Annotated in this window: 14 protein-coding genes; 8 read left to right on the top strand and 6 right to left on the bottom strand. The window is 62.1% G+C overall.

The genetic code is table 11. From position 1 onward, the window contains the following. Positions 1-33 precede the first annotated feature (33 nt). Positions 34-801, bottom strand: a complete 768-nt coding sequence (locus PRZ01_RS10795; protein ID WP_273596789.1) for an MHFG family PEP-CTERM protein — start codon at positions 799-801, stop codon at positions 34-36. A gap of 399 nt (positions 802-1200) precedes the next feature. Between PRZ01_RS10795 and PRZ01_RS10790 the strand changes: the two genes are divergently transcribed. After that, a complete protein-coding gene (locus PRZ01_RS10790) occupies positions 1201-1611 on the top strand; it encodes a response regulator (RefSeq protein WP_273596788.1) in 411 nt (136 codons plus the stop codon). 115 nt (positions 1612-1726) lie between these two features. On the opposite strand, the gene PRZ01_RS10785 is transcribed toward PRZ01_RS10790, so the two are convergent. Beyond that, a complete protein-coding gene (locus tag PRZ01_RS10785; RefSeq protein ID WP_273596787.1) occupies positions 1727-2155 on the bottom strand; it encodes an SWIB/MDM2 domain-containing protein in 429 nt (142 codons plus the stop codon). Positions 2156-2409: 254 nt separating this feature from the next. Beyond that, on the bottom strand, positions 2410-3375 hold the full coding sequence (locus PRZ01_RS10780) for a TerC family protein (protein ID WP_273596786.1): 966 nt from the start codon (positions 3373-3375) through the stop codon (positions 2410-2412). 452 nt (positions 3376-3827) lie between these two features. Here PRZ01_RS10780 and PRZ01_RS10775 point away from each other — a divergent pair, with 452 nt between their 5' ends. Beyond that, a complete protein-coding gene (locus tag PRZ01_RS10775) occupies positions 3828-4184 on the top strand; it encodes a phage holin family protein (protein WP_273596785.1) in 357 nt (118 codons plus the stop codon). Positions 4185-4207: 23 nt separating this feature from the next. Here the strand turns inward: PRZ01_RS10775 and PRZ01_RS10770 are convergent, their stop codons facing one another. Next, positions 4208-5845 (bottom strand): M48 family metalloprotease, encoded by a 1638-nt coding sequence (locus PRZ01_RS10770; protein ID WP_273596784.1) that lies wholly within the window; start codon positions 5843-5845, stop codon positions 4208-4210. A gap of 105 nt (positions 5846-5950) precedes the next feature. Between PRZ01_RS10770 and moaC the strand changes: the two genes are divergently transcribed. Next, on the top strand, positions 5951-6433 hold the full coding sequence (gene moaC / locus PRZ01_RS10765; protein WP_273596783.1) for a cyclic pyranopterin monophosphate synthase MoaC: 483 nt from the start codon (positions 5951-5953) through the stop codon (positions 6431-6433). 38 nt (positions 6434-6471) lie between these two features. Here the strand turns inward: moaC and PRZ01_RS10760 are convergent, their stop codons facing one another. Then, entirely contained in the window at positions 6472-8259 is a 1788-nt protein-coding gene (locus PRZ01_RS10760; RefSeq protein ID WP_273596782.1) for a PglL family O-oligosaccharyltransferase, read from the bottom strand. 169 nt (positions 8260-8428) lie between these two features. Between PRZ01_RS10760 and PRZ01_RS10755 the strand changes: the two genes are divergently transcribed. The 5 genes from PRZ01_RS10755 (at position 8429) to PRZ01_RS10735 (ending at position 13989) form a co-directional block, all read left to right on the top strand. Continuing rightward, the gene (locus tag PRZ01_RS10755; RefSeq protein WP_273596781.1) at positions 8429-9214 is read left to right on the top strand and encodes a type 2 periplasmic-binding domain-containing protein; all 786 of its coding nucleotides are present in this window, start codon (positions 8429-8431) and stop codon (positions 9212-9214) included. A gap of 90 nt (positions 9215-9304) precedes the next feature. Continuing rightward, the gene (locus PRZ01_RS10750) at positions 9305-9718 is read left to right on the top strand and encodes a GntR family transcriptional regulator (protein WP_273596780.1); all 414 of its coding nucleotides are present in this window, start codon (positions 9305-9307) and stop codon (positions 9716-9718) included. A 64-nt stretch (positions 9719-9782) separates the two neighbouring features. Continuing rightward, entirely contained in the window at positions 9783-10661 is an 879-nt protein-coding gene (locus PRZ01_RS10745) for an ABC transporter ATP-binding protein (protein ID WP_273596857.1), read from the top strand. 2 nt (positions 10662-10663) lie between these two features. Continuing rightward, positions 10664-12238 carry a hypothetical protein gene (locus tag PRZ01_RS10740; RefSeq protein ID WP_273596779.1) on the top strand — a complete coding sequence of 525 codons (1575 nt, stop codon included), beginning with the start codon at positions 10664-10666 and terminating at the stop codon, positions 12236-12238. Then, positions 12142-13989, top strand: coding sequence for a potassium transporter Kup (locus PRZ01_RS10735; protein WP_273596856.1), 1848 nt, complete (start codon positions 12142-12144; stop codon positions 13987-13989). The genes PRZ01_RS10740 and PRZ01_RS10735 overlap by 97 nt, the downstream gene beginning before the upstream one ends. Before the next feature lie 43 nt (positions 13990-14032). Here the strand turns inward: PRZ01_RS10735 and PRZ01_RS10730 are convergent, their stop codons facing one another. Then, entirely contained in the window at positions 14033-14575 is a 543-nt protein-coding gene (locus PRZ01_RS10730) for a flavin reductase family protein (RefSeq protein ID WP_273596778.1), read from the bottom strand. Positions 14576-14649: the final 74 nt, after the last annotated feature.

Below are 14649 nucleotides of genomic sequence, written 5' to 3'. Positions count from 1 at the left end.
GATCAAAGGGCCGTGCAGGCGAAGAGCCGCGGATCAGGCACGGCGGCGGGCCACGAAACCCACGGCAAACAGCCCCGACAACAACATCGCCCAGGTGCCCGGCTCTGGCACACCCGGCACCACTGTCTGTGGCGTGGCGGTACCTGCGGGCAGGCTCGGGACGCTGGTTGCGCCCGTCGTTGGCCCCTGAAGGGCGGTGCCGAGGGGGCCTGCCGAGGTGGGTGGCAAGCCTTCCAGCCCCGAACCCGCACCCGCAAGTTGTGCAAAGCTGCCTGGCGCAGCGGGGCCACCAGTGGCCAAGGGGCCGGCTGATGTAGGCTCCAACTCCAGGGGCGCCTGCGAATCATTCGCCGGTGAATTGGCTGCAGCGACGGGCGCCGCCTTGGAGGGCAAACGGGTGATACGGCTGACGTTGCGGCAGACCGTCGGCACCAGAATGCACTGCCCATCTTCGCAATACACCAAGCCACGCTCCTCGGCCTTGAGCGACCACTTGGCTCGGCTCACCGTCTTGCAAACATTGTTGGCGCCGAAATACATGTCGCGAATTTCGCTGCCGTACTGCGCTTTGCCAACAATGCCGTCGCGCTGAATGCTCACGAGTTCGTCGTAGTCGCGCTTCTTCATGCGCTCTTTCAAACGCGCCCGGGTGTCGGCGGGAATATCGGTGTAGCGGTCAACCGCGGCCACCACATCGCCCATGAACGGGTTCACCCCCGGCTTGTCCCATGAGCAATGCGGCAGCACGGCGCCAGACGCCGCGCCGGAGGCCGCGAGTGCAATCGATGCGAGCAAAGACATGTTGGTTCCTGTTCCGTTCAATCTGACCACAGCGCCGAATGTGACTGGCGGCGCGGTCGAAGCTCTTGGGCTTTTGGCTTGTGATTTCCCTGTAGTTCGTCAAGAAACTGCCAGGACTCTAGTGTACAAAGTGGCTGCGCCAAAGCCGTGGCTCACCCCATCCTCCGTCGCTCCAAGGGGTGAGCAAATTCACGATTCAGCGCAATTCATCACCCCCTTGTTTGAGGGTTCTGCCCCAGCCTTCGCAGATGGCACGTGTGCAAGCAACAGCATCAATTCATGCCAAAAAACAAGGCCCGCGCAGATTTAGGACGTCGCCGTGCAGGGTTTTGATATCGCGGGGGCAATTCACTGCTACTCTGTGCGCCGTTTCATTCAACAGCTTCCCCCACCGCACCCATGCAGCAGGATTCAGCACCGCAGCGAGTGCTTTATGTCGAGGACGACCGCATCAACATCGTCCTGATGGAAGAGGTATTTCGGCACCTGCCCGACTGGCAGCTGATTTGCGCTGAAACGGGTGCCGAGGCGCTCCAACTGCTGCAAGCCGGCCCGATTCCCGTGTTGGCGCTGATCGACATGAACCTGCCGGACACCAGCGGCCTGGAGTTGCGGCGACGCCTACAACGCGACCCGCACCTGGAAACGCTGCGCTGCGTGGCCCTCTCCGCCGACGACGATCTTGCCACCATCGAAGCGGCCAAGAATGCCGGGTTCTGCGACTACTGGCCCAAGCCCATCGAGGTGCGTCGATTCGTGACGCTGCTGCAATCTCATCTGCAGACCCCCTTGCTGACCCAGCCGGCTTGATGCCTGTGGCTTGATACGCGGCCTGACTGGGCCAAAAAGCAAAAAGCCCGGCAACAAGGCCGGGCCAGACCTGCATCGCCCGCCAGCCCCGAAAGACCGGCGTCGAGCTGACGCATTACTTCAGGTGGCTGTTGATCAGCTTGGTCATCTCGAACATGTCGGCCTTGGCCTTGCCGAAGATTTCCTTCAGCGCAGCATCGGCCACGATGACGCGCTTTTGCACTTCGTCTTGCAGCTTGTGCTTCTTGATGTACTCCCAGACCTTCTTGGTCACGTCCGTACGGGGCAGCGGGGCTGCGCCGACGATCGCGGCCAATGCAGCGCTCGGGGTCAGTGCCTTCATGAAAGCAGCGTTGGGCGTGCGCTTCTTGGCGGGCGTCGCAGCCTTCTTGGCTGCAGGAGCCTTGGCAGCGGCTGCAACCTTCTTCGCGGGGGCTGCTTTCTTCGCCGGAGCCGCAGCCTTCACGGCTGCCTTTTTAGCCGCTGGGGCCTTGGTTGCCGCTGCCACTTTTGTAGCGGGCGCGGCCTTCTTCGCAGTTGCCATTTCAATTCTCTCCATCACAAAACGTTGTTGATGTGCCGGGCCTGGGTGAAGACCGCATAAGCCTTCAATTCTCTCTAGCACCTAGCGAGGGCAATGGTACTGCGCCCCTCTGGCATTGAGAAGGCTTTCATAGAGGAAGCGGGCCCTATCGCACAAGGAAATGACCCTTGTTTACCCTGGGTGTCGCGCACCCGCATCACTTGGGGTGAACTGCAGGCCTTTTTACAGACACGTCAGCGGCTCACGCCACCCCTTCAAGAGCGGTCAGATTGGATGTTAGGCGCGGTGCGCACGCTCCAGACCATGGTGATGGCAAGGATCATGACAACCACGCCCAGCGAGGCAAACACCGGAATCTTCACCACATCGATCAACATCATCTTGCTGCCGATGAAGACAAGGATGACCGCCAACCCATAACTGAGCAAGTGGAATTGGGTGGCCATTGCGCTGAGCAAAAAGTACATGGCTCGCAAGCCCAGGATGGCGAAGATATTGGACGTCAGCACGATGAACGGATCGCTGGTGATCGCAAAGATCGCCGGAATCGAGTCAACCGCAAAGATCACGTCCGTCATGCCCACCAGCGCAATCACCAACAGCAGCGGTGTGGCCATCTTCTTGCCTTGTGCAACGGTGAAAAACCGCTCGCCGTCAAAGTTAGCACTCACCGGCAGCGTTCGGCGCAGCAGTTTGAGCGCGGGGTTGGCTTCCAGGTCGGGCTCCTGTCCCGCAGCCCACCACATCTTGATGCCTGTGAGCAGCAGGAACGCACCAAAGAGATAGAGCACCCAGTGGAATTCAGCGATCAGCCAGCCCCCCACCAGAATCATGGCGGTGCGCAGCACAATGGCGCCGATGATGCCGAACATCAACACCCGCTTCTGATAGGCCACGGGCACGGCGAAGTAGGTGAAGATCATCAGGAAGACAAAGATGTTGTCGACCGCTAGCGATTTCTCGATGAGATAGCCGGTCAAAAACTCCAGGGCCTTGGCGTTGGCCAGCGCCACATCGCCGGTTGAGTCTTTCACCGCCCACCAGAACAAACCATTGAAGGCCATGCTCAGGGCCACCCAGACCGCGGACCATTGGACGGCCTCCTTGACGGACACCTCGTGGGCACCTTGCTTGCGCAGCACCACGAAATCGACGAACAGGGCGGCGAGCACCGAGCCCGCAAAGAAAAACCACAGCCACAAAGGCGCTACCGTACTCATTGAGAGTCTCCTGATTGCACAAGGAACGACCGAACAAGCCCGCACGCAGCCCAACCAAACTCTGGAAGGGACGCGCATCAGGAACAGGTCGAAAAGTCTTGCGAAACAGGTACCGAGCGATGCACGCTCAAACCCAGTCGCGGGGCCCGGATGCTTTCTCAAGCACCGTGTTGACGGGCGACCGCCGAGGTGTGTCAGGGCTTGAACACACCACGTAGCTACTCCCCTTTCGGAAGCTTCGCATTATGCCCGTTGACAGGTTCGCCAAGCAGCGCCTGGCACACATAAGCCTCCAACCGGTGTGACACTTGGCACGCAACGCCGTCTGACAGCTCATCGAATCACCAAGCCAAGTCAGGTCATGCGGATGCATTACGCTTGCATCTGCGTCTTACAGCGGCAACTGAAGCCTGCGGCCAGACTCAACCATGAAAAATAAGGGGAAGAGGTCTATGAAAACTTTGATTCGTTGGGGCTTGCTGGCCGGTGCCTTGCTGCTGGTGGCGCATCTCTATTCGGGCGTGGTGATCGCTAACTTCACATCTGCGCTGATCGCGGCCCTGGTGCTCGGCCTGCTCAACACCTTGCTGCGGCCGGTTCTGGTCCTGCTGACCTTGCCGGTTACCGTAATCAGCATGGGGCTCTTCTTGTTTGTCATCAACGCCTTGATGTTCTGGGCGGCCGCCTATTTGATGGGTGGATTTGTGGTGGCCAACTTCACCGCGGCGCTGATCGGCTCGCTGATCTACAGCCTGTGCGGCATGATGATCGACGTAGTGATGGAGCGGTTGTTTCCCTCGGTTGATTGAGGCAAAGGTGTGCTACCCCCTCCTCAAGGCAACTCGGCCCCCGGTGGCGCGCCGCGGGGGTACAACTCGGCCAGCAGTTGGCGGCGCTCATAGGTGAGGGCGCGCAGGCGCGAGTCGATCACCGCCGCTTCAATCTGGTCAGCATCCCGCCCGCCCGATTGCCGCAAACCTGAACGCAGGCGATCGATCGCGCCATTCAAATCACCCATGGCTGCGCGCACCTCACCTTGCGCCCGCACGGCTCGAAGGGGTTGCTGCAGGCGGTCCCAAAGTTGCGCCAATTGCGCCCAGGCGCCAGCGTCATGGGGCACCAGGCTCACATAGGTTTGCAGGTCTTCAGCCACCTGGCGTGCCGACGCCAGGCCGGTGCTGTCTACCATGGCCAGTTGCGCGCGCTGCAGCAACAACGCCCGTGAGCGCTCGCCGGCCAGCGGGGCGAGTGCGGCAAAGCCGTCCGCCGCCTGGCCTTTGGCCTGCGCCAGCTCAGCTCGCAAATAGCGCAAATCACGCCGCGCCCGCGCGTCTTCGCCCAGCAAGTCCAGCGTGAGTTCAGCGCTGCGCAACGCATTTTCAGCACGCCCAAAATCACGCATCTTGATCGACGCCAAGGCAGCGGCATAGCGCGCACCGAGCTGCTCAAACCCCTTACCACCCGCCTTGGTACTGGTGTCGCGAACACCGGCGTCCAGGTTCTGCAATTGCGCCCAGGCCTCCGCCCGCGGGTCCATCAACACGCGGGCGCGGGCGGCCATCAATGCGTGCTCGGCCAAGCCAAGGGGCCGCACAAAAGCCTCGGTACCCAAGCGCGTGCGCGCATCGCCAATGCGCTCGCTGGTCAGCGGGTGAGAGCGCAAGTAGGGGTAGTTGCCCGCATCCATCAGGTGATAGGCCTGTTCCATCCGCTCGAACATGCTGAGCATGCCCGCTGGCGCAAAGCCCGCCTGCGACATCACGTTGAAACCCACACGGTCGGCCTCACGCTCCATATCGCGCGAAAAACTCAAAGAGGCCGCAGCCGCAGCCGCTTGGCTGCCCACGATGGCCGCATTGGCCCCATCAATGCTGCCGCTGCGCGCGGCGACGATCAAGCCTGCGATCATGGCGGCTGTGGCCAGCAAGTTGTTGCGTGAATCACCAGCAATGCGCCGCGCAATATGGCGCTGGGTCACGTGCGACATTTCGTGCCCCAGCACCGAGGCCAGCTCATCGCGTGAAACCGTCATCGCGATCAGGCCCAGATGCACCCCGACAAAGCCGCCCGGCAAGGCAAAAGCGTTGACGCTCTTGTCGCGCACAAGAAAAATTTCCCAGGCAAAACGATCCCGCGTCTCGTCGCTGATATTGCCCAAGCGGACACCGGCCGCCACCAAGGGCGCCCAGATGTTCTGCACATACTCCAGCAGGATGGGGTCGTCAATGAAGTCCGGATCAGGGCGGATTTGCCGCATGATCTGATCGCCGAACCGGCGCTCTGCGCCCACGTCGAGATCTTGCGAAACCGAGTCGCCCAGCGTGGGCAAATTAACCTGCGCCTGAAGCCCCGGCGGGCTTGTCACCCAAAGTACAGCAGCCAGCGTGCTGACCACGAATCTCGACGGCATGGCGCGGCGCGACCGGCCATGAAAGCCGGACGCACTAAAAAACCGGTTTTGCTTCAACAAAGAGAAATCTCCGACAAGTGCTGGCAAAGCAGCACTCACTATGATGCGGCCAGTATCGTTTCCCAATCACTGCTTGATTGTTGCTGAACCCAGAAATTCAATGCCATGACCCGCGCACAACTCACCCATTTTGACGCCCAAGGCCAAGCCCATATGGTGGATGTTGCCGCCAAAGACGTCACGCACCGCATTGCCCGCGCCACCGGGCAGATCCAGATGCTGCCCGCCACGCTGGCGCTGATCACCAGCGGCACGGCCAAAAAAGGCGACGTGCTTGGCATTGCGCGCATCGCCGCGATTCAAGCGTCCAAACGCACGGCGGACTTGATCCCACTTTGCCATCCACTGCCCCTCACCCGGGTGAGCGTGGAATTTAAGGTGGATGCTCCCAACAATATCGTGAACTGCAGCGCTCAGGTTGAAACGCTCGGGCGCACCGGGGTTGAAATGGAGGCGCTGACGGCCGTGCAAATCGGCCTGCTGACCATCTACGACATGTGCAAGGCGGTCGATCGCGGCATGGTCATGGGCCAGATCCGCGTGGTCGAAAAGCATGGCGGCAAGTCGGGGGACTGGTCGGCGCCGTGAACGCCGACCTACCCGCGTAACCGGCGCCTTAGCGCAAATTAACGCAGGGCGCGCCAATCCAGGGTTTGCGGGCCTGCCTGGCACTGAAAGAGCTGCAGCGATGTCAACTCCGGCACCTCGCATTCACCCAAAAAACCAGCGGCGCTGGCGTTGTGGAACTCACGCAAGCGATCGACCACATAACGGGCTTTGTCATCGTCGCCCACCGCATGCAGCGACTTGGCCCAGGCCATCATCAAACGCGCATCAATGAGCTGATGGCCGCTGCGCCGGGCTGCGGCCAGCGCCTCGGGGCCAGACTCAAGGCTGGTGGCTGCGGCGTAGTCGGCCTGGGTTGAGAAAAACACCGAGCGCTGGCCCAGGCTGATACGCTCGGCCAGCGGCGCAGCGTTTGCGCCCGGTGCGTAGATCACCACCACGCGGTGGTAGTCCCACACGGCAAAGACGACCCCCAGCGCCAAGACCATACCGCCCAGGCCCAACAGCGGTGCCAAGGCCACACCAGCGGACGAGGGGGTGGCAACAGCCGTGACTTGCGGTTCATCGTCATCGCCCAGCGCCAGACCAAAAGCGAATGCCGTCGGCAGCAGAAAGTAGGCGTACCAGAGCGGGTACTCCAGCAGGCTGTGCAGGCCAATCATCAGCACCAGCATGAAGGCGCATCGGCGCATCACCGCCAGCCCAACGTCCGAGGCCTGGGTGCTCAAACAAAACGCACGCCACAAAGACCAACTGAGCAAGCCCAAGATCGTCAAGCTAACCGGCAGGCCCAACTCCACCGCCAACTGCATGGGCAGGTTGTGGCAGTGGTCGAAAAATGCCACCGGGCGTTGCGCAAACTCGCTGAAGGTCCACGCCAGATTGAACTCACCCCAGCCCACCCCCCACAAGGGGTTGTGCTTCAACAGCGCCCAACTGTTGGCAAGAATAGCCAGCCGTGCCGGCGACCCTGCGCCCTCGGCCAAGCGCGACTCCACGCCCAACGCATGGCCGCTGCTGGCCGACCACAGGGCCACCCCGCCCCAGCACAAGCCCAGCATGACAGGGGTGGCTAGCAAAGCCAGGCGCGAGGCGCGCAGCATGCGGCGGTCCAGGGCACCCCAAATCGCCAAAATCAGCACCCCAATCACCCCGGTACGGGAGCCACTCAACACCACCGCAAAAATCAACGCCGCCAGCACGGCGGGCAAACCCAAAACCCAGACCCGGCCCAACGGCAGGCGCCGCGTGCCGGCCTCCACCAGGTAGACGGCCGCCACGCATGACCACATCAAAAGGCTGGCCAGATGGTTGGGCTGACGCATATTGCCTACCGCCCGCCCCGGCACCCCGCTGCGCGCAATGACGGTGCCGTCGGCCCATTGCGGCACAAACACCTGCACCACGCTCACCACCACACTGAGCAGCCCTGCCAGCAGCAAACCCCAACACAAGATTTCAAACCACGCCAAGCGGGCACCCGGGCTGGCGCCTTCCCCGGCCATCAGCAGCAAGGTGGCGCCCCCCAGCAAGGCCGTGTTCGAGAGCGCCAATGACAAAGGCAGGCCGGTCCAGAAATGCGAAACCATCGGCGCCAATGCCAGCATCAGCATCGCCACCAGGGCCGCACTGGGGCGCAGGCGCGGCGCGGCGCCCGCCAACAATATCAAAACGCTGCCCCATCCCGCCAGGGCTGCCAACTGGTTGAACAAGGTGGCTGAAGGCGACAGGTTGAAAGCCAGCAAAGGTGGCACAACACAGGCCAGAAGCATGACAAAAAAGGCGGGCCAGGGCACCGGCAACAGAGCGTGGGGACGGGTAAGCATGGGTGCAGTTCGACGGGACATGGTCGAATCATCGCATCATGGGCAACGCACACCCTGTGGCATGCAGACCAAGACGAAAAGCGAACAAGCTGCTAACCTTCTAACTACAGGGCATAGCCGCATGAATATTGAGACAACCGTCATGCCCCCCTCAAGTCAGCATGGCGGAAACACATAATTGAGAAAGTCCATGGTGTGGCGTCAGTTCCGAAGAGCTGCAATCGCTTTGAGCGCCCTGCTGGCGTTATGTGCCTGCGCCCGCGCCGCAATGCCTGAGTTACGGATTGCAGCCAGCGATGCCAATGCGCCGGTTCTCGGCATGATCAGCAGCATTGCGAAAGAAGCGGGGTTCGAGCCGAAAACCTTCGTCTTCCCAATCGTCCGTTCCCGCAATGAGTTGTTGGCGGGAAATGTCGATCTGGAAATTCTTCGCGCAAATTCGATCGTCAAGGCCATTTATCCAAAAAACATGATCACGATCGGCCCGGTGATGAATACCCGCGGCTACCTCTTCGTTCTCAAGAGTGCCCCGACCCGCAAGAGGGAGGACTGGCTCAGACAGCCCTTGATCTATTTGAACGGCAACAGCCAAAGCGAGCGCTTTGCCACCGAACACCAACTTGACGCCAAGGCCATCGGGCAGCGCCCAAGCCTGTACAAGATGTTGATGGCAGGCCGCGCCCCCGCCGTCATCGACGAAGAACGATACGCACTCGCCTACCTGGTTGCTAACGGCCTGGATCAGCAGGTTCGCAAAATCGAACCACCGCTGTTTGAAGACCAATTGGTGCTAGTGCTTCACCCCAGCAAAGCCAGCTTTGAGGCACCTTTGCGCCAGGTGGTCGACCGCTGGCTGCGCGACGGCCGCTGGGTGGAGGGCTGGCACGAAATCTACAAAAAGCAAGGTCTCCCCCTTGACCTGAATTTATTGCCCCAAGTGCAGTCAACCGAGCCAGCATCCGCTCGTCGTCCTTGAACCCCTTTGAATCTTGTTTAAACCCGCCCCTCATGGGCGGGTTGGAAAGGGATTGACAGTCCGTCCGCGTGTACGACTATACCGATACACATGGTGGACGACTTGAAGCCAAACTCCAACTTTCTCAGCGTCAACACGGGCTCAACCGAACCCATCTATCGCCAGTTGACGGAACAACTGCGCCGCCGCGTGGCCAGCGGGCAGTTGGTGGCGGGCCAAGAAATTCCGTCCGTGCGAGAGCTGGCGCAAGCCCTGGCGGTGCACCCCATGACCATCTCCAAGGCCTACAGCCTTCTGGAGAGCGAGGGTCTGCTTGAACGACGGCGCGGCTTGGCCATGCGCATCGCGCCCCAGCACAAGCGTGCGCAGTCCACCACCTCACGCGTCGAACTCTTGCGGCCCAGCCTGGAGCAAGCCGCCCGGCAGGCACGTGAGTTGGAACTCAAGCCCGAACAAGCCCTGCAATTGTTCAAACAAATTCTTGACGAGGGAGACACCCCATGAGCGCCAGCATCTCCACGGCCCATTCAGCGTCCCATACCGGCCCGTCTTCGCAGCACCTTTGGCAGTGCACCCGGCGGTAGACCTCCCCGAAATCACCGCACAACTCACCGGAGTGACCCTGAGCTACGGCCGGCAACAAGTGCTGACGGGTCTGGACTGGTCTTTGCTGCCGGGTCAAGTGGTGGGTTTGCTGGGCCGCAACGGTGCGGGAAAAACAAGCCTGCTGGAGGTCTTGCTGGGATTGCGGGAGGCACGGGCCGGCCAGGTTCAACTCTTCGGGCAAGCCGCCTGCACCATCGATGACGCCAGCCGCGCGCGCATCGGCTATGTGCCTCAGCAAAGCGATCTATTCGAGGGCTTCACCGCACGGCAGTTGCTGGCCTATTTCAAAAGCTTTTACCCCCGCTGGAACGAGGCCAAGGTCGAAGGCCTGATGTCGCGCTGGGACATTACCGCCGACAAGCCCATCGCCCGCCTCTCGGGCGGCCAACAACAACGCTTGAGCATCATCCGGGCGCTGGCGCACGAGCCTGATTTGCTCGTTCTCGACGAGCCGGTCGCCAGCCTCGACCCCGCCGGCCGCCGCGACTTCTTGCGCGAATTGGTGGGGCAGGTGCTCGATCGCGGCACCACGGTGGTGTTCTCCACCCACATCCTCTCCGACCTGGAGCGCGTGGCCTTCAACCTCGCGTTCATGAGCGAGGGGCGCATCACCTGCCAGGCCCCCCTCGACGAGTTGATTGAAACCGTGCGCAGCGTGCAAGGCAGCCGGCCCGAACTGCAAGCCTTGACGGCATGTCTGGAGGCGCAGCGGCTGCGCAACCATGTCCTGGACGATGGGCTTGAGCGCTGGTTGATTCGCCTGCCCGCCGGCTGCGAGCCGCCCCCTTCAGCGGCATTGCAAACGGTGAACATCGAAGACCTGTTCATGGAGTTGACTTGAACATGGGCACACTCCATCCAGCCTATCGGTCCATCCTGCTCACGGTCTGGCAACAGCATCGCAATCTGGGGCCGCGCTGGCTGCTGCCGGGCCTCCTGAGCGGCATGGTGTTGATCGCTCTGACCCTCAGTTTTCTACAAGGCTCGGCTGCGCTTGTGCCGCGCCTGCTCGGCGGCTTTTCAGGCATCGGCCTGCTGACCTTGTGGTGCGTGCTCTTTGCCAGCCTGCGGCAGCAAAACCATCCCATCCGGGCGCATCTGCTTCCCGCACATCTGCCACGGCTGCGTGGCGTGGCCGCCGGCAGCATGCTGCTGACCGGCAGCGTGATCGGCCTGTTGCTGAGCGTGAGCGTGAGGGAGAACTTCGGCGAGGCGCTGGCCTGGAGCTTGGGCGCGGGCCTGCTGATGCTGCTGATTGCCGCCTGCATGCGCTGGATCCGCCTGAGCCTGTTGATCTGGCTGGGGGTGGCCACGGCGGGCTGGTGGACCGCGACCACGCCGTGGCGAACCCTGTGGCAAGGCCTGCAAACTTGGTACACCACCCAGCCCGCGTCACTTGCTCTTGTCGCGGTGCTTGTGCTGCCCTGGTGCGTCACGCGTTTGCTTCAAGCCGGGGGAGCCGCTCATTTCGAAAGTTATCGTCAACAAGAACGCGCACGTGCGTTGCTGTTGCAGCAGGCCGGGGGTAGCAAATACAACCCGAAGCTGTTCGGGCCCCTTGCCTTCGGGCTCTGGCGTGCATTCACCTGGCCGTCGCCGCTCTGGAACTGGCAGCAAGCCTGGCAGCACGGCACCCTGGGTATTCAGTTGACCATCGGAGGTTCGGCGATCAATCCCTTGCTGGGCCTGGCGGCCAACCTCCACCGCAACCGGCGAGAACAGACGTTGCTGATGTTGCTGCCAGGCATGCCGCGCGGCACGGCGTTGAACACGCAAATGGCGCGGCGCGTCTTGATCCAATTTTTTGCACAATGGGGCGGCGCCTTCCTGCTGGTGTTGTGGATCGTGCGGCAGAGCGGCGGCGCACCATTGACGTCGTTCAACGGCCTGCATGTGCTGCTGGCCAGCCTGCCTTTGTGCGGCCTGCTGCTGCGCGACGGGTCACGCCTGCCGGCGCCCAGCAGCAATTTTTGGGGCTTGGTGTTTCCAGCCCTGATCCTCTTATCGGCGCTGCTGGCAGCGCTGCAATCCTGGGGCGTTGGCCGCGATTTGTGTCGGGCAGCCCGCAAGCGATGCCCGTCGGCCGCTGGGCCTGAAAGAGGCAAGCCGGTCGATTCATTGCGGCGCCAGGGCCGAAAATTCAGCCCTTCTAGCGCAAACGCAGTACACACACTTGTGCGATGCTCGCGCCTTGCCGCAAATGGTGCGGAGCTCAGACCTCGGTTGTACCTGATATGCCAACGCCCAACCCGCTCTCGTCCGCCGAAAGCCACGGCGCCGCCGCCGATGCCGCTCACACACCCGCCCGACAAGGCCTGGGCATGCTGGCGCTGGGCGCATTGGGCGTCGTGTATGGCGACATCGGCACCAGCCCGCTGTACACGGTGCAGGAGATTTTTCAGCCCGCCACGGGCGTGACGCTCAATGCGGCCAATATCACCGGCGCCATCTCGGCCATCGTGTGGGCCTTGATGCTGATCGTCACACTCAAGTACGTGGTGCTGATCCTGCGTGCCGACAACCGGGGTGAAGGCGGCGGGCTGGCGCTCACAGCACTGGCCACGCGGGCCGTGGGCAATGGCCGACCGGGCTTGCGAAAGTTTTTGCTGCTGATGGGCGTCTTCGGTGCCACCTTGTTTTATGGCGACAGCGTGATTACGCCCGCAGTTTCGGTGATGGGCGCAATCGAAGGGCTGGAGGTCATCAACCCGGCGCTCAAGACTTTTGTGCTGCCGGTGTCGCTGGGCGTGCTGCTCGCGCTCTTTCTGATTCAACGCCTGGGCACCCACTCGGTCGGCAAGGTGTTCGGGCCCGTGCTGGGCCTGTGGTTTGTGGTGCTGGCCCTGTCGGGTCTGCAGCACATTCGTGCGCAACCGCAGGTGCTGGCGGCCTTGAACCCGCTGGTGGCCTGGGACTTTTTGACCCACCGAGGATGGCAAGTCTTGGCCACCTTGGGTGCAATTGTGCTGGCATTGACCGGGGCGGAGGCACTGTATGCCGACATGGGCCACTTCGGCGCCAAGCCGATCCGGCTGGCCTGGACGGGCTTGGTGTTTCCGTCTCTGGTGCTCAACTACATGGGCCAGGGCGCGCTGTTGATCAGCGAACCCGATGCCATCGCCAACCCGTTTTTCAGAATGTTCCCGAGCAGCCTCCTGGTGCCCATGGTGGTGCTGGCCGCAATGGCGGCGGTGATCGCTTCGCAGGCCGTGATTTCAGGGGCGTACTCGATGACCAAGCAGGCCATCCAACTTGGCTTTTTGCCGCGCATGGAGGTGCGCTACACCTCCGCCCGCGAGATGGGGCAGATTTACGTGCCAGGCGTCAATTGGGCCCTGTTGGTGGGCGTGGTGGCAGCTGTGCTGATGTTTGGCAGTTCATCCGCCTTGGCGGGGGCCTATGGCATGGCGGTCACGCTGACCATGATGATCACCACGGTGCTGACCTTTTTCGTGGTGCGGGACGGTTGGCGCCTGCCCATGGCTGTTGCGGTACCCGCCACGCTGTTCTTCCTGACGCTGGACGTCTTGCTGGTGGCGGGCTGTGCGATCAAGCTGCTTGACGGTGGCTGGTTCCCGCTGGCGATGGGCCTGGCGCTGTTCGTCGTCATGAGCACCTGGGCCACGGGCCGCCACCTCCTGATGAAGAGTATTCAGCGTGACGGCATGGAGCTGGAGCCCTTCGTCGAGAGCTTGGCGGCCGACAACTGCAACCGCGCTTCCCGCACCGCGGTTTATGCCGTGGCCAACCCACACACCGTGCCGCAGGCCTTGCTGCACAACCTCAAGCACAACCAGGTGCTGCACGAATGCAATGTCATCATGACCGTGATGTTTCAGGAGGTGCCGTGGGTGCCCGACAGCCAGCGTGTGGAAGTCGAGGCGATGGCGCCCGGCTTCTGGCGGGTGAAGCTGCATTTCGGCTTCATGGACCAGCCCGATGTGCCGCATGCCTTGACGCTGTGCGCGGCCAAAGGCCTGACGATTCCCGCCTTCGAAACGAGCTACTTTCTGAGCCGGGAAACCGTTATACCAACGCCGGGCGCGGGCATGGCCGACTGGCGTGAACATCTCTTCGCGGCCATGAGCCGCAACGCCGGCAGCGTGGCCGAGTTTTTCTGCCTGCCCGACAACGCGGTAGTGGAGCTGGGCACCCGCGTACAAATCTGAACCCTGTGCCGCCCCGGCTTAACTAGAACTCAGCGGAGTCCGCTCAAATGGGCAGCTCGGTGAAGTACCGCCCGCCATGGAAGATCAAGGGCTGAGCGCCTTGGCGCCAGCTGCAATCTTCCACCTCGCCGACGAAGATGACATGGTCGCCTTCCTCATAACGGCTTCGATTAGCGCACTCGAACACCGCAGCCACGCCGTCCAGCACGGGCGCACCACCCGCGCCTTCGCGCCAGGCCACGCCCGCAAAGCGGTCGATATCACGGGTAGCAAAGCGCTGGGCCAGCTCCTTTTGGTCTGCCGCCAAAATATTGATGGCGTAGTGTGAGCCTGCGGCAAACACCGGCATCGAGCCGGCGCGTCGGCCCAGGCTCCACAACACCAGCCGGGGCGACAGCGACACCGAGTTGAATGAATTGGCGGTCAAGCCGACCAGGCTGCCGTCGGGCGCACGGGCGGTGACGATGGTGACGCCGGTGGCGAACATGCCCAGAGCGGCACGAAATTCATGCTGCGCCTGTTGTTGCGCTTGCAGCTGCCCCGGAGGTGGGTTCACAGGCAATATGACGTTAGGCTTTTGAGGCATGACTGCATTGTCGCCCTTGTCGCGCCTTTGTCTGTACCCTTGGGGGTTTTGGAGTGCAGCCACAGGCATTAAGC

It is taken from the genome of Roseateles koreensis (assembly GCF_028595305.1).
Lineage (GTDB): Bacteria > Pseudomonadota > Gammaproteobacteria > Burkholderiales > Burkholderiaceae_C > Paucibacter_A > Paucibacter_A koreensis.
Note: the sequence above shows the minus strand (reverse complement) of the source record. Positions and strands in the feature narration are given on the sequence as shown.

What these genes read in the sequence shown, in the direction of transcription:
- PRZ01_RS10740 (WP_273596779.1), top strand. Translation starts at nt 10,664, where the DNA reads ATGGGCACACTCCATCCAGCCTATCGGTCCATCCTGCTCACGGTCTGG.
- moaC (WP_273596783.1), top strand. Translation starts at nt 5,951, where the DNA reads ATGACCCGCGCACAACTCACCCATTTTGACGCCCAAGGCCAAGCCCAT.
- PRZ01_RS10780 (WP_273596786.1), bottom strand. Translation starts at nt 3,375, where the DNA reads ATGAGTACGGTAGCGCCTTTGTGGCTGTGGTTTTTCTTTGCGGGCTCG.
- PRZ01_RS10755 (WP_273596781.1), top strand. Translation starts at nt 8,429, where the DNA reads ATGGTGTGGCGTCAGTTCCGAAGAGCTGCAATCGCTTTGAGCGCCCTG.
- PRZ01_RS10750 (WP_273596780.1), top strand. Translation starts at nt 9,305, where the DNA reads ATGGTGGACGACTTGAAGCCAAACTCCAACTTTCTCAGCGTCAACACG.
- PRZ01_RS10775 (WP_273596785.1), top strand. Translation starts at nt 3,828, where the DNA reads ATGAAAACTTTGATTCGTTGGGGCTTGCTGGCCGGTGCCTTGCTGCTG.
- PRZ01_RS10790 (WP_273596788.1), top strand. Translation starts at nt 1,201, where the DNA reads ATGCAGCAGGATTCAGCACCGCAGCGAGTGCTTTATGTCGAGGACGAC.
- PRZ01_RS10735 (WP_273596856.1), top strand. Translation starts at nt 12,142, where the DNA reads ATGCTGGCGCTGGGCGCATTGGGCGTCGTGTATGGCGACATCGGCACC.
- PRZ01_RS10730 (WP_273596778.1), bottom strand. Translation starts at nt 14,575, where the DNA reads ATGCCTCAAAAGCCTAACGTCATATTGCCTGTGAACCCACCTCCGGGG.
- PRZ01_RS10760 (WP_273596782.1), bottom strand. Translation starts at nt 8,259, where the DNA reads ATGTCCCGTCGAACTGCACCCATGCTTACCCGTCCCCACGCTCTGTTG.
- PRZ01_RS10795 (WP_273596789.1), bottom strand. Translation starts at nt 801, where the DNA reads ATGTCTTTGCTCGCATCGATTGCACTCGCGGCCTCCGGCGCGGCGTCT.
- PRZ01_RS10785 (WP_273596787.1), bottom strand. Translation starts at nt 2,155, where the DNA reads ATGGCAACTGCGAAGAAGGCCGCGCCCGCTACAAAAGTGGCAGCGGCA.